The organism is Polaribacter huanghezhanensis (genome assembly GCF_030444335.1).
GTDB lineage: Bacteria > Bacteroidota > Bacteroidia > Flavobacteriales > Flavobacteriaceae > Polaribacter > Polaribacter huanghezhanensis.
This window is the reverse complement of record NZ_CP128595.1, coordinates 188,383-206,345: the sequence shown is the minus strand read 5'-3', so window position 1 is coordinate 206,345 and position 17,963 is coordinate 188,383. Positions and strand designations below refer to the sequence as shown.

Here is a 17,963-nt window from a genome sequence, read left to right as displayed (position 1 = left end):
TAAGGTTTTTTTATGCTTAAAAATAAGTTAAATCTATGTTTTTATGTTAAAATTCTATCTAACTTGACTTTTAAAATCTTTGAAAAATTGGTATCTTCGCAATTCACTTCATAATTAAAACAAGTTAGAAATAATGTCAGATAAAGCTACCATAAAAATAGACGGACAAGAGTTTGATTTTCCGTTAATTACAGGAACAGAAAATGAAAGAGCAATTGATATTAAAGAATTAAGAACAGTAACTGGAGGAGTTGTTACAATTGACCCAGGATATAAAAACACAGGCTCTTGTGAAAGTGCCATTACGTTTTTAGATGGAGAAAAAGGGATTTTAAGATACAGAGGTTATTCTATAGAAGAATTGGCTGAGAAGGCAGAGTTTTTAGAAGTTGCATTTCTATTAATTTTTGGAGAATTGCCAACTGAACAGCAATTAAAAAAGTTTCAAGATGATATCTGCGCACAATCTATTGTTGATGAAGATATCAGAAAAATAGTAGATGCATTTCCTAAATCTGCACATCCAATGGGTGTTATTTCTTCATTAACTTCTGCTTTAACAGCTTTTAATCCATCCTCTGTAAATGTAGATTCTGCGGATGAAATGTACAATGCTATTGTGAAAATCATGGGTAAATTCCCTGTTTTAGTAGCTTGGACTATGCGTAAGAAACAAGGATTGCCGTTAGATTATGGAGATTGTTGTTTAGGGTATGTAGAGAACACCTATAAAATGATGTTTAAGCAACCTAATAAAGAGTATACAACAAACAATATTGTTGTAAATGCATTGAATAAGTTGTTAATTTTACATGCAGATCACGAGCAAAACTGCTCTACGTCTACAGTTAGAATAACGGGTTCATCTCATGCTGGATTATTTGCTTCTTTATCAGCAGGAATTTCTGCTCTTTGGGGGCCATTACACGGTGGTGCAAACCAAGCAGTGTTAGAAATGTTAGAAGCGATCAAAGAAGATGGTGGAGATACAAAAAAATACATGGCGAAAGCAAAAGATAAAAATGATCCTTTCCGTTTGATGGGATTTGGACATAGAGTGTATAAGAATTTTGACCCAAGAGCTAAAATTATTAAAGTAGCTGCAGATGAAGTTTTAAATAACTTAGGCGTAAATGACCCTATTTTAGAAATTGCAAAAAGCCTAGAACAAGAAGCATTAAATGATCCATATTTTGTTGACAGAAAATTATATCCAAATGTAGATTTCTACTCAGGAATTATTTATCGTGCTATGGGAATCCCTGTAGAAATGTTTACCGTAATGTTTGCTTTAGGAAGATTGCCTGGCTGGATTGCACAATGGAGAGAAATGCGTTTGGGTAAAGAACCTATTGGAAGACCAAGACAAATTTATACTGGAGAGACTTTAAGGAGTTTTACAACGATTGATAAAAGATAATAGACGTTTATAATATGTTAAACTCAATAAAAATAATTAAAAATAGATCTGATATTGGAGCTGGAACTCGTGGTTCTGATATGGGAATTGATGCGATAGAAATTGCTGCAATAAATAAGAATAACAATTATTTTGATCAGTTTGATTTTATAGATGTGTCAACAGCAAACGAATCTATTTATAACAAAGTAAAAAATTCTTTTGCAAAACGGATTGATTGTGTGTTAATGCAATGTACTCGACTTAGCAATCACGTAAAAGTTACGTTGCAAGAAAAAACGTTTCCGATTGTATTGTCTGGAGATCATTCTTCTGCTTTGGGTACAATTAGTGGGGTAAAAGCGGCGTATCCAAAAGAAACTGTTGGAGTAGTTTGGATTGATGCGCATGCAGATATTCATTCACCATATACATCTCCATCTGGAAATATACACGGAATGCCATTAGCAGCTGCTTTATCTGAAGATAATCTTGATTTTCAAATAAACGAAGTATCTAGACAAACTGCAGATTTGTGGGAGCGAATGAAAAATATTGGGATTCATGGACCTAAAGTTACTGCAGAAAATGTGGTGTATTTTGGAGTTAGAGATACTGAAGACCCAGAGGAAAAGCAAATTAAGAACCTTAAAATAAAAAATTATACAGTTTCTGAAACTCGTTTTAGAGGTTTAGAAAAATGTGTGAATGAAGCTCTAGAAAAACTGTCTAATTGCGATGTTATTTACATTTCTTTTGATGTAGATTCTATGGATTGTGATATGGTTTCTTACGGAACGGGAACCCCTGTTTCTAAAGGGTTTGATCAACAAGAAGTGACGCAAATAATGAATCAGATTATTGAAACAAAAAAAGTAGTTTGTGTAGAGTTTGTTGAAGTAAATCCGTTGTTAGATTTAAAAGGAAATGTTATGGCAGAAACCGCATTCGAAATTTTGGATGATGTTACCAAGACCATAAAAAAAGTGCTTTAATTTTTAATAAATTTTTTAGTAATAATTGTGTTATTTTTTAATGCAATTTTTAAAAAATAAGTTCCAATAGTTAATTCTTTAATTAGAATTTGATTATTGGAATTTTTTTGATTTATAACCGTTTTTCCATTTATATCAATTACAAAAAGTTGTTTAATATCTAAGTTTAATCCTTTAATAAATAAAATTTCTTGACTGGGGTTAGGAAATACTTGTAAACGAGTCAATTCTACATCATCAATATGTAAAGGACTAAAAGAACCATTGTCAAACCGATATAATTTTTGAGTTAAAACTGTTCCACCTATTTCTACTTTTTCACGAGACAAAAAATATTTTTCACCACTTATTGCTGTAATTCCTTCTATTTGACTTGGGCCTAAAGTGGGGTTAATATCAGTTCTTTCTATAACACCACTAAAAATAGCATCATTTGTAATTGCATTAACTTTGATATAAATTAAAAAAGGCGCGCCATTTGTTGTATAGCCACATAATAAAAAACTGTCATCATCTTTGTTATAAGTAGAACCTGTTATCAATCCGTTAGAAGTATATGAGCTTACTTTTTTTGCAGAATGATTTCCAATAATTTTCGGAATTGTATACGCATTTACGGTATTGTCTTTCCAGTTTTTCGTGAAAATTACAAGTTTGTCTTTGTAAACAGAAATTGCTTCTGCATCAAAATTTGAATTATTTGGTTGCGAAGCAAAATCTGTTTGATCTTCATAGCTAAATGCAATCGTTTCTGAAGTAATGCTTGTGCTATTTGTAAAGTCAGACTTTAAAATACGATAGATTTTTAAATCCTGTCTATTTCCATTACTATTGTTTCCAAAGTCGCCAATGTAAATGTAAGTGTCATCTTGAGTAATATCTTCCCAATCTACATTTGTTGCATTGCTAATATTAATTGTTCTTATAATATTTCCTGTAATGGTGTCAAGTTCATATAAGTTAGCAGCATCGCCAGAATCATTATGAGTAATTAATTTTCCATTTAAAAAAAGCAATCCAGAAGTTTCTGAAACAGCATTTGGTAAATCATACTTTTCTGTAATATTTTCTATTTGAGCGTGTAAAGGAAAACAGCTCATTATCAATAAGAAAAGAAGTGAAAGGTGTCTCATTTTTTTGCTTTTTTGTACATTTAATAAATACAAATCATTTATAATAGACTACAAAATAGTAAAATTCAAATCTAATTTACATTAAAATTTCTTGTAATTTTACCTTTTGATAAATTTAAGAAATGCAACAAACTACAAATACCATTTTAATGGTTCGCCCTGTTGGTTTTCGAATGAACGAACAAACTGCGGTAAACAATTATTATCAGCAAGAAATAACCGACACGTTACCCGCTACGATAAATGCAAAAGCGCAAAAGGAGTTTGACGATTTTGTAAGTATATTACAAGAAAATGGAGTAGAAATTGTCGTTGTAAATGATACAGAAACACCAAGTACTCCCGATTCTATTTTTCCAAATAATTGGATTTCTTTTCACGAAAATGGTGATGTTGGTCTGTATCCAATGTTTGCCGAAAACAGAAGGTTAGAACGCAGAGAAGATGTTTTAGAAACATTAGAATCTAAAGGATTTGTAATCGAAAATATAGTGAATTATACAGAAGCCGAAAAAGAAGAAATTTTTTTAGAAGGAACTGGAAGTATCGTTTTAGACAGAGAAAATCAAAAAGCATATTGTGCATTATCGCCAAGAGCAGATGAAGAATTGTTTATCGAGTTTTGTGAAGATTTTGAATTTACACCCGTTATTTTCACATCAAATCAAACAGTAAATAAACAGCGAGAAGCCATTTATCACACCAATGTAATGATGTGTGTTGCAGAACAATTTGCAATTATTTGTTTGGCTTCTATTGATGATAAAAAAGAACGCAAAAATGTCATCAATCATTTAAAAGAAAGTGGAAAAGAAATCATTGATATTACCGAGCAACAAGTAAATGCATTTGCAGGAAATATGTTGCAAGTAAAAGGTGCAAATGAGCAACGTTATTTAGTAATGAGTTCGTCGGCTTATCATTCGTTAAGAAAAGAGCAATTGCAAAAAATAGAAAAAAACAATCCGATTATTCATAGTTCATTAGAAACCATTGAAACGTGTGGAGGTGGAAGTGCACGTTGTATGATGGCAGAAGTTTTTTTACCAAAAGAATAAGTTTATGATTTTATTAGCATTGGCGTTAGCGCCTGCAATTGTAATAATGATGTATATTTATATGAAAGATAAATATGAAAGAGAGCCCATAAAATTTGTGCTTAAAAATTTTGGTTTAGGAGCATCAGCAAGCATCATTATTACATTAATTATTGGATTCATTCTTAAGTTGATTTTTCCAACTGCAGATCCGTTAAGTGTGGCTCAACAATTCTTTAAAGCTTTTGTTGTCGTTGCCTTGGTAGAAGAATTTTCTAAATATATTATCGTTAGATATTATGCACAACGCAATAAAGAATTTGACGAACCTTTTGATGGAATTGTGTATGCAGTAATGGTTTCTATGGGTTTTGCAGCCATAGAAAACATCATGTATGTGTTTCAGTTTGGAATGGCAAAACGGAATTGTACGTGCTTTTACAGCAGTTCCTGCGCATGCAACATTCGGAATTTTGATGGGTTATTTTATAGGGAAAGCAAAGTTTGCTGCACCCAAAAAAGATAAAATTAGATTGAATCTTACGGGATTATTAGCGGCAACCGTTTTTCATGGTGCTTATGATTTCTTTTTGTTTATCAACTTTATTCCAGGAATTTCTATGGGTGCTTTTATTTCTTTATTCATTGGAATTATTATGGCTAGAAAAGCAATCAAAAAACACCAAGCGAGATCTCAGTTTAAGCATTGATATTACTTCAACGCTTCATCAATAATCAATCCAGTTGTTCCATTCGGAAATTGAATTTGTAATAAATTGGCAATGGTTGGTGCAATATCTGTAATGGTATAGGCTTTTTTAGAAGTTCCTTTTTTAATTCCATTTCCGTAAAAAATAATGGGTACGTGTGTATCGTAACTATATCCAGAACCATGAGAAGTTCCTGTTTTAGAAGAACGATTTAAAGCTGATGGCATCATAATTAGCAACACATCACCAGAAAATTTTTGATTGTATCCTTTTTGTAATTTATGTAAAATGCCATCTGTAAATTGTGTTGTTTGCATTGTTCTTGCAGTTACAGCTTTGTATATGTTATCAAAATTGATGACTTCATCTGCAATTTTTTGAGCAACGATAGTTGCATCTAATTGTAAACTTTCTATCTTTTCTTTATTTAAAAAAACTTGAAGATTTGAAATATTTTCTACCAGCTTATCCGATTTAAAATATTTTAAAGTAATGCTATTTATATATGTTCTTAATGCTTTAGAGTTGAGATAATGCGCTGGAATTTTTACTGATTGTAAATACGCAGGAACTTGAACAGCTGCATGATCTGCCGTTAAAAATAAAGTATAATTTCCTTTTCCGACTTCAGTGTCTAAAAACGAAAATAGACTCGCTAAATCTTTATCTAATCGTAAATACGTGTCTTCAACTTCTTTAGAAGCAACGCCAAATTGATGTCCAACATAATCAGTAGAAGAATAACTCACGGCTAAAAAATCTGTGTATTTAGATTTTCCTAAATTTTCTCCAACAATAGCAGCTTTTACAAAATCTGTGGTAAAAGAGTTTCCAGCTGGAATTGCTTTTATCATTTCATAATTCCCGTTTTTTTCTTTTAAAGTTGGAATGTCGTACGGAAAAACTGGTTCTTCTTTTCCATTAAACTTTCCTTCAAACGGATTGTTATCAGTAATACTTTCTGTATATGTATTGATGTCATATAATGTATTCCAAGGTTTAGACATGTATGCCGCAGCTTTCCCAGAAGTATTAAATTTTGTTACCCAAGCAGGTAATTGGTTCATATAATAAGAGCTTGTAATCCATTTTCCTTCATTTTTTCCTTCAAGCCAAAATGCTCCGTTTGCAGTATGCCCGCCAGGCAACACAGCAGATCTGTCTTTAATGGCAATACTAATTGTTTTTCCGTGCATATTTTGCGCCAATCGTAGTTGATCTGTAATCGTTGTGGTTTGCATTCTGTGCGGAGATTTTTTCCCGCCATTTGAGTCAACTCCAACACTTGTATAAGTAGCATCATCTACACAATAAATATTTTTTTTCGCGTATTTGTCATACCAATTATTTCCGATAATTCCGTGGTTTTCTGGAGTTGTTCCGGTGTAAATTGAAGTGTGTCCAACCGCTGTATACGTCGGAATGTAATTATAATTGGCGTTTTCTAAAGAGAATCCATCTTTTATAATTCTTTTAAAACCATCTTCGCCATATTTATCTGAAAATCGAATTAAATAATCGTACCGCATTTGGTCAATTACAATTCCGATGACTAATTTTGGTTTTTTTGGAACTGTTTTTTCTGATTTACAACCTGTAAAGATTAATAAGGATAAAAAAAGGAATGCAATTGAATTCTTCATGGTGATAGATTTAAGAGAATCAAAAGTAAATATTTTAATTAAGAATAGGACAATTTTAAGGACTGTTAATGATAATTTAATACTTTAGCAGAAAGAAATTGAATTCATGAATTATCTAGAACATATTGGTAAGTATTTTATGATGCTTAAACAGGTTTTTAGAAAACCACAAAGAGCTCGTGTTTTTAGAGAAGCATTGTCTAGAGAAATAGAAGAGCTTGGTGTAAAATCTCTTGGAATTATTGCATTTATCTCTTTTTTTATTGGTGGCGTTATCGCTTTGCAAACAGCATTAAACTTAAACAACCCATTAATTCCGAAAACGTTAATAGGATTTGCAGCAAAAAGATCTATCATTTTAGAATTTGCACCTACATTTTGCTCTATTATTTTGGCGGGTAAAGTAGGTTCTTATATCACATCAAGTATTGGTACAATGAGGGTTACAGAGCAAATTGATGCTTTGGAAGTTATGGGAATTAATTCTTTAAACTATTTGGTATTGCCTAAAATTATTGCAACCGTTTTCTTTTACCCTTTTTTAATTATTCTCGGAATGATTTTAGGAATTTTTGGTGGCTGGCTTGCTGGTACTTTAACAGGTTTGTTTTCTGGAGTTGATTATATAGAAGGGTTGCAAACAGATTTTGATCCGTATTTAATACAGTATTCAATCATAAAAACGTTAGTTTTTGCATTTATCATTGCAACAGTTCCTTCGTATCAAGGATATTATGTTAAAGGGGGTTCTTTAGAAGTAGGAAAAGCGAGTACTAGATCTGTAGTTTGGACAACCGTTTTAATTGTTATTTGTAATTATTTATTAACTCAAATGCTGTTAACTTAAATGATAGAAGTAAAAAATTTATATAAAGGATTTAACGGCGTAGAGATTTTAAAAGGAATTTCTACCACATTTGAACCAGGTAAAACCAATTTAATTATTGGGCAAAGTGGTTCTGGAAAAACGGTATTTTTAAAATCATTAATTGGATTACACACTCCAGAAAAAGGAACTATTGAGTTTAATGGACGCGTAAATACAGAAATGAATTCTGACGAAAGAAGACAATTGCGTCAAGAAATTGGAATGGTTTTTCAAGGAAGTGCATTGTTCGATTCTCAAACAGTAGAAGAAAACGTAATGTTTCCTTTAAAAATGTTTACCAAAGATTCTGATAAAAAAATGTTAGAACGCGCAAATTTTGTCTTAAAAAGAGTCGATTTGGTAGGTTCAAATAAAAAGTATGTTGCAGAACTTTCTGGAGGAATGCAAAAAAGAGTTGCCATTGCAAGAGCAATTGTAATGAATCCTAAATATTTGTTTTGCGATGAGCCAAATTCTGGTTTAGATCCGCAAACAGCAATTATTATTGATAATCTAATAAAAGAAATTACAGAAGAATATCAAATTACAACGGTAATTAACACACATGATATGAACTCTGTGATGGAAATTGGCGAAAAAATTCTTTTTCTAAAAAACGGAAAAAAAGCATGGGAAGGAAGTAATAAAGAAATCTTTAAAACTGACAATGAAGCAGTTGTAAACTTTGTATATAGTTCTAATTTATTTAAGAAAGTACGAGAAGCATATTTAAACAAAACAAATTAAAAAAAACATTTGTTTATTTAGATATTGCTACTATATTTGCACCCGCTAAGACAAAAGAAAATTGACCTGGTAGCTCAGTTGGTAGAGCATCTCCCTTTTAAGGAGAGGGTCCTGGGTTCGAGCCCCAGCCCGGTCACAAAAAGCTTCTCATTTTGAGAAGCTTTTTATTTGAAAATTTTGGTGAGATACTCAAGCGGCCAACGAGGGCGGACTGTAAATCCGCTGACTACGTCTTCGCAGGTTCGAATCCTGCTCTCACCACAATATGATAAAGCAGTTTACTTTTAGTGAACTGCTTTTTTTTGTTATATCAACAAAAAAATGTATTGTTGTTCAATTAAAAAAGTAAAAATGAAAAAGTATTTTCTTTTATTTATAATAATTGCTTCATCATCAGTACAATTATTTTCTCAAGGAGTTGTCAAAGGAAAAATTATTGATAGTAAAACACGAGAAACGCTACCTTTTGTTTCTATATTAATTGTTGGAACTCAAAAAGGAACAACAACAAATGAAAAAGGAGAATTTACCTTAGAGAACTCAACTTTAGGATATATTAAAATACAAGCCTCTTTTATTGGATATAAAACAATGATTTCCGAAAGTTATTTGGTAACAAATGATAAATCACCTTATATAGAAATAGAACTTACAGAAACGGCCTCTAAATTAGATGAGGTTGTTCTTCAGAGTAGATTATTTAAAAAGTCGATAACAAGTCCGTTGTCTAAACAAACATTAAGTATTGTCGAAATAGAAAAAAATCCAGGAGGAAATAGAGATATTTTAAAAGTATTGCAATCTTTACCAGGAGTCGCTTCAAATCCGGGTTTTAGAAATGATATCATAATAAGAGGTGGAGCAACTTCTGAAAATAAATTTTATATAGACGGAATTGAAGTTCCTGTAATCAACCACTTTCAAACGCAAGGAGCAACGGGTGGACCTGTTGGATTGATCAATGCAGATTTGATTAGAAATGTAGATTTTTATACAAGTGCTTTTCCTGCGAACAGAGGAAATGCGTTGAGCTCTGTAATTGAATTTACACAAAAAAAAGGAAATCCAACGACATTAAACACAAGAGCTACGCTTGGAACTTCGGATGCAGGAATTACATTAGATGGTCCTTTAGGGAAGAATACTACATTTATAGCTTCTGTGCGTCAATCTTATTTGCAATTTTTATTTAAATTGTTAAAATTACCTTTTTTGCCAACTTATACAGATTATCAGTTAAATATAAATTCAAATTTATCAGAGAACAATGTACTTTCATTCTTGGTAATTGGAGCTATTGATGATTTTAATTTAAATGAAAGTGTAAATGATGGTGTTACAGATGAAAAAACAATTAAAAGAAACAGATATTCTTTGAGTAATATCCCTGAACAAAATCAATGGAATTATACGGTTGGATCAACCTTAAAACATTATGCAGAAAATTCAAATCAATTGTTTGTGATTAGCCGAAGTGTTTTGAATAACAATTCGATTAAATATTTTAATAATTCTGGATTGCAAAATGATTTACTACTAGATTATGTTTCTAAAGAAATTGAAAATAAGTTTCGTTTCGAAAATAACACAACTACAAATAATTTTAAAATAAATGTTGGTTTTGGTTTAGAACAAGCCCATTATTCAAATACAACATTTAAAAAAGTTGCAAATTCTCAAGGAACCGATATTAAAAACTTCTCATCAGAATTGAACCTGTTCAAATATGGTGTATTTGGTCAAGTATCTACGGACTATTTAGATTCAAAATTAGGCTTGTCTTTTGGTTTTAGATTGGATGGGAATAACTACAATACACCAATGAAAAATGTGCTAAATCAATTTTCGCCAAGATTGTCAGTTTCATTTTCTTTAAATGATAAATGGGCTATCAATTCTTCTGTAGGAACCTATTATCAATTGCCGTCTTACACCACGCTAGGATTTAGAGATAACACAAATGCATTGGTAAATCAACCAAATTTAAAATACATACAATCAAATCACTTTGTTTCTGGTTTAGAATTTAAACCAGATTCCAGTTCAAAAATCACTTTAGAAGGATTTTATAAATCGTATACTAATTATCCTTTTTCTGTCAGAAACCAAATTAGTTTGGCAAATTTAGGAGCCGATTTTGGTGTTGTTGGAAGCGAAGAAGTAACTTCTACATCAAAAGGGAAAGCATATGGTTTTGAAATTTTTGCTCAAAAGAAATCATATGAAGGTTTGTACGGAATTTTATCCTACACTTTTGTGAGAAGTGAATTTCAAGACAAATCGAATAATTATGTGCCATCTTCTTGGGATAACCAACATTTACTAACATTAACAGCAGGTAAAAAGTTGAAAAAAAATTGGGAACTTGGTGCTAAGTTTAGATTGGTTGGAGGGCAGCCTTATACGCCATACGATATCAATGCTTCTTCTGTAATTGCAAATTATGATATAGAAAACAAAGGAATCTTTGATTATGACAAATTAAATTCAAAAAGATTTAATACCTATACACAACTTGATGTTAGAATAGATAAAACTTGGTACTGGAAAAAATTCTCATTAAATTTTTACATAGATGTACAAAATTTATTTTCTAGTCAAGCAGATGTTTTGTCTGTTCTTTTACCAACTCTAGATGCAAATGGTAATAAAGTTACTGATGCTACAGATTCTAATAAGTATGTATTAGAAAAATTAGATAGAACAAATGGCAGTGCCTTACCCGGATTTGGGTTTATTGTAGATTTTTAAATTTTCCTTTTAGTGTAAAATATAGTATCGTTGCAAATATTTTCTTTTTTGTATATTACAAAGGTATTTAAACAGATATTTAATGGAAGAAAATCTAGAGAAAGACAAAGCTGTAGAGCAAGTAAAACAAGAAGTAAAGCAAGATGCAAAAGGCTTGTTTATGAGTATAAAAAAATTCTTGCTAGAATTATTAGATTTTCGCCAAGACACAGATCATCAAGCTACAATTGAAGCGATAAAAGTTGATATTCCGTTTAAAGGAGCAACCGCTTGGATTTTAATCTTTGCGGTCTTTGTTGCATCTATCGGATTAAATGCAAATTCAACAGCTGTTGTAATCGGAGCCATGTTAATTTCTCCATTAATGGGGCCAATTTTAGGGATTGGAATGTCAATTGCTATTAATGATATTGATACGTTACGTAAATCTTTAATCAACTTAGCAACTATGATTGTGTTGAGTTTACTAACAGCATTTTTATTCTTTTATATTTTTCCGTTAAGTGAAGATAATTCAGAATTATTAGGGCGTGTTCGTCCAGATATTCGGGATGTTTTAATTGCCTTTTTTGGTGGTTTAGCCTTAATGGTGGCGAGAACTAAAAAAGGAACTGTAGCTTCAGTAATTTTTGGAGTTGCTATTGCAACCGCTTTAATGCCGCCTTTATGTACAGCTGGTTACGGACTCGCAATTGGTAATTTTTCTTACTTTTTTGGAGCCATGTATTTGTTTATTATCAATACAATTTTTATTGCGTTGGCAACATTTTTAGTATTAAAACTGTTGAGTTTTCCGATGCTAAAATATATAAACTCAGCAAAGAGAAGGCGTACCGCACAATTGGCATCTGTACTTGCGATTGTAGTAATGATTCCTGCAGTTTTTACTTTTGTTACGGTGTATAAAGAAAGTAAAATGAATATTCAAATTTCAAAATTTATAAAGAATGAAGTTAATAGCAATCCTTCTTTTCATTTAATGGAATCTACACCTAATTTAGATACAAAAACATTACAGTTAAAATTTTTTAATGAAATGGGAGAAGGTGAAATTAATGCACTTAATAATCAACTAACAAATAATGCTAACTATAAAGCTTTAAAAGATTTTAAGTTAGAGGTTAAGGGTAGCAACACCAAAAGTTTTGACTTAATTACTATAGCGTACAAAGATAAAAGACAAGAATTAGAAGATAGTAAAAAAATTATTTTAGGACTTAGAAAAGAAATAGAAGAGTTAAAAAACACCATCACAGTTCTAAATCAGAATATAGAGCAAAGAGCAGCAATAAACAACAAAAACGCAATTGCCTTTAGTAGTATTGCAAAGGAAGCAAAAATTCGATTTCAGGATATTGAAAAAATAGGATTTTCTAAGGAGCTTTCTTCAAGTGATTTTATTAAAATTGACACGATTCCTATAGCAATAGTTAAATGGAATCCCTCCATAAAAAGCAGCATTATTAATGTAAAAGAATTGGAGTTAAGAAAGTGGATGCAAGCCGAAATGAAACTCGATACGTTATTTATAAAACGAGAAAAGTAAACTAAAAAAAAGTAATGTTAAAATGTCATATCGAGCGGAGTCGAGATGTAATTAAAAGTTAATCTAATGATTAGTTCTTGACTCCGCTCGATTAGACAACCGAGTTCTTTTATACGTAGTCTTTACCAAAAGTGTTTTTTACTTCGGAGGTGATTTCTTTAATATCTTGTTCTGCACTTTTTGGGCAAATGAGCAAAACACCGTCTTTTTCTACCACAATAAAATTGTGTAAACCTTGTATGACAACACGCTTTCCAGATTGTGTTTTTACCATGTTTCCGTTGGCGTCTCTAAAGATAGTTTCTGCACCAACAACAGCATTTTCTTGTGAATCCTTTTCTAACTTCTGATACAAAGATCCCCAGGTTCCAAGATCGTTCCAGCCAAATTCTACAGGTAAAATTTGCACATTATTTGCACGTTCCATAATTCCGAAATCGATAGAAATGTTTTCTGCTTTTTCGTAATTTTTATTGATAAAGTCGGTTTCTAAATCAGTATTCCAGTTTTTATCATTTTGAGCAAACAGCTCCATCATTTCTGGTGCATATTTATCAAAAGCAGCAATAATACTTTTTGCAGACCACACAAAAATTCCGGCATTCCATAAATAATCTCCACTATTTAAAAATTTGGTAGCAGTTGCTGCATCTGGTTTTTCTGTAAACTGTTTTACTTTTTTAATTTCAGCACCCGTTTCTTCAAATTGAATATATCCATAACCTGTATTTGGCGAATTTGGTTGAATCCCAAGCGTCATTAAAATATCATTTTCAGCACACGCTTTAAAGGATGTTTCTATATTTCTAAGAAATTCGGTTTCATTTTCTATCCAGTGATCAGAAGGTGCAATTAATAATACTGCATCTGGATTTTGATGATAAATTTTTAAAGCCGACCACAAAATGCAAGGCGCTGTATTTCGCATTGCTGGTTCTAATAAAATCTGCTGTTGCTTCACGTTTGGCAATTGCTCTAAAACCAACTCATTATAACGAGCATTGGTAGCAATTAATATGTTTTCAGACGGAATTAAATGATGAATTCTATCAAAAGTTTGTTGTAACAAAGACTTTCCTGTTCCCAACATGTCATGAAACTGTTTTGGGAATTCTTGTGTACTAATTGGCCAGAATCTAGATCCAACACCACCAGCCATAATTACTGCATAATAGTTATTCTTCATAAATCTCAACTTCTACATTTTGATTGAACAAATACACTTTTCCGTTTCTGGTTTGTAAGCATTCAATACGTGTTCTTCTTTTATTTCCTCGTTTGTAAATCGTGTTTTTAAAACGAAACAAACTTCCGTAAGGTACTTCAAAGATATAATTCTTTCCGGTTTCTTTACTAAATTCTTTAAAAGCTAACGATAATTTTACATCAGCATCTGTACTTGCTTTCGGATTTTTTAAATAATTGGCTAAAATAGGTAAGATGTGTTTCGGAAAAATTTCTGGTTGTAAAAACGGCAACATTAAATGTTGAAAAATGGTTTTCCATTCTTTTCCGTGTGGTTGTACTCTTCCAAATTTTTGATAGGTTACATGATGCGCAATTTCGTGAATTAACGTTAGTAAAAATTGATATTTATTTAAGCTATTATTAACCGTAATTTGAAAATTACCATTTGGCATTTTTCTAAAATCGCCATGTTTTGTTTGCCGTTGATTTACAATTTTTAACGTAAAATGATGCTGCTCAATTAAATATTGAACAATCGGAATTGCTTTTTCGGGAATGTATGTTTGATAACTGTTTTTCAAATGTCTTATCTGTCAGTTCGAGTGAAAATTTGTAAAATTTTTGTATCGAGAACTCATTATTAAAAACTTCTCGATACAATTTTCTTTCAGAAAATCACTCGAAGTGACATTCTGATATTTTTTATGGGTTTGTACTAGAAACTTGCAATACTTTTCCGTTGTAAAACTGATTTCCTGTTAAAGAGAAATTAAAAATATAACTTGCCATTTCTGTTGCCGTTGTTGCTGCTTTATAACCAGGAAAAGCTTCTGCTAGCATTTCTGTTTGTACCGCTCCAAGTGCAAGAACATTAAAAGAAATTTGGTGTTCTTTGTATTCTTCTGCCAATAATTCTGATAAGGTAATTACCGCTCCTTTTGATGAGCTATACGCTGCCAGTCCTGGAAATTTTAAACTTCCTTGAATTCCACCCATACTACTAATAGTAACAACATGACTTCCTTTTTGTAAAAACGGAATCATATTTTTTGTCAATTCTGCAACACCAAAAACATTTACTTTATACACTTCTAAAAAATCATCTGAAGACAATTCTGTGAACGGTTTATTGACTAACATTCCAGCATTATGAATAATAATGTCCACATTTTTCCAGTTTAATGCAACAAAATCAACCACTTTATGTACGTCTTTTTCATCAGAAATATCAACTGATAAAGCGGTAATTTTTGGATGATTTAATTTCGAAATCGTTTTTGTATTTCTAGAAATTGCCAATACATTATAATTTGCATCTGCAAATAATTGTGCTAATTCAAAGCCAATTCCTCTGCTAGTTCCTGTAATGATAACGTTTTTCATGTATTTTGATATTCTTTTTGAAAGCTAAGATTTAAAGCAAGCAATCTACTCATTTTTTAATACATTTATAAAATCTAAAAACAAGAATCATGAAAAATTTAGTACTATCAATCATTTTAATATTGTCGGTAACTTTTGTATCAGCTCAAAAAACATATATTTTATGCGGAAAATTAGTAGATACAAAGTCTGGTACAATTGAAAGTAAAAAAACAATTGTTGTAGAAGGAAACAAAATCACCCATATTCATAAGGGTTATGTGCAGCCAAAAAGCAAAAACGATAAAGTCATCAATTTAAAAGACAAAGTTGTAATGCCGGGTTTAATTGATATGCACGTTCATTTAGAAATGGAAACAAGTCCTGATAGATATATAGAACGTTTTACAAAAAACGACGCAGACATTGCATTCAACTCGGTAAACTATGCAAAAGCTACATTAAATGCAGGTTTTACAACTGTTAGAGATTTAGGAGGGAGCGGCGTGAATGTGTCTTTACGAAATGCAATTAATGAAGGAAAAATTGTAGGGCCACGAATTTTTACAGCAGAAAAATCGTTGGCAACAACTGGCGGACATGCAGATCCAACAAACGGAATGAGTAAAAAATTAATGGGAGATCCTGGGCCAAAAGAAGGTGTTGTAAATAGTGTAGAAGATGCAAGAAAAGCAGTAAGACAACGCTATAAAAATGGTGCAGATGTTATTAAAATTACAGCAACTGGCGGCGTTTTAAGTGTTGCTAAAAGCGGACAAAATCCGCAGTTTACCATAGAAGAAATTAAAGCAATTACAGAAACTGCAAAAGATTACGGAATGCATGTTGCAGCGCACGCACATGGCGATGAGGGAATGCGACGTGCTATTTTAGGCGGCGTAAAAACCATTGAACACGGTACATTAATGAGCGAAGCAACCATGAGATTAATGGTAAAACACGATGCGTATTTAGTACCAACAATTACTGCAGGAAAAGAAGTGTCTGAAAAAGCAAAAATAAAAGGATATTACCCAGCTATTATTGTCCCTAAAGCCTTAAATATTGGTCCAAAAATTCAAGGAACTTTTGCAAAAGCCTATAAAGCTGGAGTAGGAATTGCATTTGGAACAGATGCAGGAGTTTATAAACACGGAGAAAACGGAAAAGAGTTTGGGTTTATGGTAGAAGCAGGAATGCCAGCAATGGAAACCATCCAAGCTGCTACAGTTACCAATGCGAAAATCTTAAAGATGGAAAACGAAATTGGACAAATTAAACCAGGTTTTTTTGCTGATATAATTGCTGTAAATGACGATCCAACAAAAAATATTCACACCATGGAAAATGTAGTTTTTGTGATGAAAAACGGAATTGTTTATAAAAAATAAATTTAAGTAAAATAAAAAAGCAGTTAAGATTTCTTAACTGCTTTTTCTTTAAAAGGGGTAATACATTACTTTATCAATGCACTTTTTTCTATAATTACATTTTCCATTAAATCTAAATCTTCGTCATATTCAGCTCCAGAACGGATAACGCCTTTTACTTTTACAGCGTCACCGATTTTAATACCTGCAACTTGCGAATTACTTTCTAACGTAAATGTGCATGAAACGCCCATTTTATCAGCATTCCTTTTTAAGAGTAAAACGTATTGTCCTAGTTGATCTTTAGAGATTCTAGCAACAGTTCCTGTTACAATTAATACTTTAGATTCGCCTTCGTCACTATCTAAATACAGTGCATTAGCTTTTTCCTTGTCAGTTAAAAATTCATTGACTAATTCTGTTGCATCAATTGTTTTAAAAGCGTTAACAGATTGCACATCTCTATGAGGCATAAACCACAAGTATGCAACAACTCCAATAGCAATAACTATAAATGCTAAAACAATTTTAATAATTTTAGATTTCATCTTATTTTGTATAATTTAAAACTGCTGTAATTTTTACGCTTTTTGCAATGTTTTTTGATGGTTTTCCTTTTGTAAATTCAATACCATAATCTGCAAGTATAATGTCAAAAGTTGTTGTTCCTGTTACAGCTCTATTTTTTAACACAAGCATCATTTTTTCTGAAACTTTTTTAGTAATTCCATGAATGGTTAAATCACCAGAAACATCAGCAGTATACGTTCCGTCTTTAGAAAAATTAATGGCTGATAAATTAGTAATACTTCCTTTAAATTTTGCTTTTGGAAACTTTTTTGTATTTAAAAACTTCTTTGAATTGTAGTGTTTTTGCATCAAAGATTTTTCAAATTCAAAACTTTGCATTGGAATTGAAAAAACAAGATCACCAGTTGATGGCGTTAAATTGCTAATTGCTTTATAGTTGTTTGCTTCAATATCTTCTGCTGGAGTTGTAGAGAAAAATTTAATATGACCACTTGTAGTTTTTAATTTTTCTTGACCAAAAGTAGTTGTTGAAATACTGATTAATAAAATTACTAAAAATAATTTTTTCATGTTGAAGGTTTTTAAATTCGTTCTGCCTATTTTGACGAAGAAGAGAAAGAACCTTACAAAAAAAACCTAAATGTCATTTCGACAGAGCGAAGCATGAGCGACGAGAAATCTTA

General features: G+C 31.5%; 15 protein-coding genes, 2 tRNA genes and 1 pseudogene. 11 read left to right on the top strand and 7 right to left on the bottom strand.

Going from position 1 to position 17,963, the window contains the following annotated elements; translation table 11 throughout:
• Positions 1-133 precede the first annotated feature (133 nt).
• Together KCTC32516_RS00990 and rocF are read left to right on the top strand one after the other, a co-directional pair.
• Complete coding sequence (locus KCTC32516_RS00990) at positions 134-1,420, top strand: citrate synthase (RefSeq protein WP_301401426.1); 1,287 nt, start codon at positions 134-136, stop codon at positions 1,418-1,420.
• Between the two features lie 14 nt (positions 1,421-1,434).
• Positions 1,435-2,394, top strand: a complete 960-nt coding sequence (gene rocF, locus KCTC32516_RS00985) for an arginase (protein ID WP_301401424.1) — start codon at positions 1,435-1,437, stop codon at positions 2,392-2,394.
• On the opposite strand, the gene KCTC32516_RS00980 is transcribed toward rocF, so the two are convergent.
• Complete coding sequence (locus tag KCTC32516_RS00980) at positions 2,391-3,527, bottom strand: T9SS type A sorting domain-containing protein (RefSeq protein WP_301401422.1); 1,137 nt, start codon at positions 3,525-3,527, stop codon at positions 2,391-2,393. The genes rocF and KCTC32516_RS00980 overlap by 4 nt on opposite strands.
• A gap of 122 nt (positions 3,528-3,649) precedes the next feature.
• On the opposite strand from KCTC32516_RS00980, the gene ctlX reads away from it, so the two are divergent.
• Positions 3,650-4,585 carry a citrulline utilization hydrolase CtlX gene (gene ctlX / locus KCTC32516_RS00975; protein WP_301401420.1) on the top strand — a complete coding sequence of 312 codons (936 nt, stop codon included), beginning with the start codon at positions 3,650-3,652 and terminating at the stop codon, positions 4,583-4,585.
• 4 nt (positions 4,586-4,589) lie between these two features.
• Positions 4,590-5,274: pseudogene (locus KCTC32516_RS00970) on the top strand (PrsW family intramembrane metalloprotease).
• 2 nt (positions 5,275-5,276) lie between these two features.
• Here the strand turns inward: KCTC32516_RS00970 and pafA are convergent.
• A complete protein-coding gene (gene pafA / locus KCTC32516_RS00965) occupies positions 5,277-6,917 on the bottom strand; it encodes an alkaline phosphatase PafA (RefSeq protein ID WP_301401418.1) in 1,641 nt (546 codons plus the stop codon).
• Positions 6,918-7,023: 106 nt separating this feature from the next.
• Between pafA and KCTC32516_RS00960 the strand changes: the two genes are divergently transcribed.
• From KCTC32516_RS00960 to KCTC32516_RS00935, 6 genes are all read left to right on the top strand, one after another.
• Complete coding sequence (locus KCTC32516_RS00960; protein ID WP_301401416.1) at positions 7,024-7,764, top strand: MlaE family ABC transporter permease; 741 nt, start codon at positions 7,024-7,026, stop codon at positions 7,762-7,764.
• Positions 7,765-8,532: an ABC transporter ATP-binding protein gene (locus tag KCTC32516_RS00955; protein ID WP_301401414.1), complete on the top strand. Its 768-nt coding sequence runs from the start codon at positions 7,765-7,767 to the stop codon at positions 8,530-8,532.
• A gap of 63 nt (positions 8,533-8,595) precedes the next feature.
• Positions 8,596-8,668 (top strand) — tRNA-Lys (locus KCTC32516_RS00950).
• Between the two features lie 43 nt (positions 8,669-8,711).
• Positions 8,712-8,793 (top strand) — tRNA-Tyr (locus KCTC32516_RS00945).
• A gap of 90 nt (positions 8,794-8,883) precedes the next feature.
• Positions 8,884-11,283, top strand: a complete 2,400-nt coding sequence (locus KCTC32516_RS00940) for a TonB-dependent receptor (protein ID WP_301401412.1) — start codon at positions 8,884-8,886, stop codon at positions 11,281-11,283.
• Positions 11,284-11,365: 82 nt separating this feature from the next.
• Positions 11,366-12,829, top strand: coding sequence for a DUF389 domain-containing protein (locus KCTC32516_RS00935; protein ID WP_301401410.1), 1,464 nt, complete (start codon positions 11,366-11,368; stop codon positions 12,827-12,829).
• Between the two features lie 109 nt (positions 12,830-12,938).
• Here KCTC32516_RS00935 and KCTC32516_RS00930 read toward each other — a convergent pair whose 3' ends face one another.
• From KCTC32516_RS00930 to KCTC32516_RS00920, 3 genes are all read right to left on the bottom strand, one after another.
• Positions 12,939-14,015, bottom strand: coding sequence for a mannose-1-phosphate guanylyltransferase (locus KCTC32516_RS00930; protein ID WP_301401408.1), 1,077 nt, complete (start codon positions 14,013-14,015; stop codon positions 12,939-12,941).
• Positions 14,005-14,598 (bottom strand): SprT-like domain-containing protein, encoded by a 594-nt coding sequence (locus KCTC32516_RS00925; RefSeq protein ID WP_301401406.1) that lies wholly within the window; start codon positions 14,596-14,598, stop codon positions 14,005-14,007. Before KCTC32516_RS00925 ends, KCTC32516_RS00930 begins: the two co-directional genes overlap by 11 nt.
• A 121-nt stretch (positions 14,599-14,719) precedes the next feature.
• Positions 14,720-15,400 (bottom strand): SDR family NAD(P)-dependent oxidoreductase, encoded by a 681-nt coding sequence (locus KCTC32516_RS00920; protein WP_301401404.1) that lies wholly within the window; start codon positions 15,398-15,400, stop codon positions 14,720-14,722.
• Between the two features lie 89 nt (positions 15,401-15,489).
• Between KCTC32516_RS00920 and KCTC32516_RS00915 the strand changes: the two genes are divergently transcribed.
• The gene (locus KCTC32516_RS00915; protein WP_301401402.1) at positions 15,490-16,770 is read left to right on the top strand and encodes a metal-dependent hydrolase family protein; all 1,281 of its coding nucleotides are present in this window, start codon (positions 15,490-15,492) and stop codon (positions 16,768-16,770) included.
• A gap of 65 nt (positions 16,771-16,835) precedes the next feature.
• On the opposite strand, the gene KCTC32516_RS00910 is transcribed toward KCTC32516_RS00915, so the two are convergent.
• Together KCTC32516_RS00910 and KCTC32516_RS00905 are read right to left on the bottom strand one after the other, a co-directional pair.
• A complete protein-coding gene (locus KCTC32516_RS00910; RefSeq protein ID WP_301401400.1) occupies positions 16,836-17,297 on the bottom strand; it encodes an OB-fold protein in 462 nt (153 codons plus the stop codon).
• Between the two features lies 1 nt (position 17,298).
• The gene (locus KCTC32516_RS00905; RefSeq protein WP_301401398.1) at positions 17,299-17,850 is read right to left on the bottom strand and encodes a YceI family protein; all 552 of its coding nucleotides are present in this window, start codon (positions 17,848-17,850) and stop codon (positions 17,299-17,301) included.
• Positions 17,851-17,963: the final 113 nt, after the last annotated feature.

Coding starts and splice junctions, on each gene's coding strand:
- KCTC32516_RS00990 (WP_301401426.1), top strand. CDS start 134: ATGTCAGATAAAGCTACCATAAAAATAGACGGACAAGAGTTTGATTTT.
- rocF (WP_301401424.1), top strand. CDS start 1,435: ATGTTAAACTCAATAAAAATAATTAAAAATAGATCTGATATTGGAGCT.
- KCTC32516_RS00980 (WP_301401422.1), bottom strand. CDS start 3,527: ATGAGACACCTTTCACTTCTTTTCTTATTGATAATGAGCTGTTTTCCT.
- ctlX (WP_301401420.1), top strand. CDS start 3,650: ATGCAACAAACTACAAATACCATTTTAATGGTTCGCCCTGTTGGTTTT.
- pafA (WP_301401418.1), bottom strand. CDS start 6,917: ATGAAGAATTCAATTGCATTCCTTTTTTTATCCTTATTAATCTTTACA.
- KCTC32516_RS00960 (WP_301401416.1), top strand. CDS start 7,024: ATGAATTATCTAGAACATATTGGTAAGTATTTTATGATGCTTAAACAG.
- KCTC32516_RS00955 (WP_301401414.1), top strand. CDS start 7,765: ATGATAGAAGTAAAAAATTTATATAAAGGATTTAACGGCGTAGAGATT.
- KCTC32516_RS00940 (WP_301401412.1), top strand. CDS start 8,884: ATGAAAAAGTATTTTCTTTTATTTATAATAATTGCTTCATCATCAGTA.
- KCTC32516_RS00935 (WP_301401410.1), top strand. CDS start 11,366: ATGGAAGAAAATCTAGAGAAAGACAAAGCTGTAGAGCAAGTAAAACAA.
- KCTC32516_RS00930 (WP_301401408.1), bottom strand. CDS start 14,015: ATGAAGAATAACTATTATGCAGTAATTATGGCTGGTGGTGTTGGATCT.
- KCTC32516_RS00920 (WP_301401404.1), bottom strand. CDS start 15,400: ATGAAAAACGTTATCATTACAGGAACTAGCAGAGGAATTGGCTTTGAA.
- KCTC32516_RS00915 (WP_301401402.1), top strand. CDS start 15,490: ATGAAAAATTTAGTACTATCAATCATTTTAATATTGTCGGTAACTTTT.
- KCTC32516_RS00910 (WP_301401400.1), bottom strand. CDS start 17,297: ATGAAATCTAAAATTATTAAAATTGTTTTAGCATTTATAGTTATTGCT.
- KCTC32516_RS00905 (WP_301401398.1), bottom strand. CDS start 17,850: ATGAAAAAATTATTTTTAGTAATTTTATTAATCAGTATTTCAACAACT.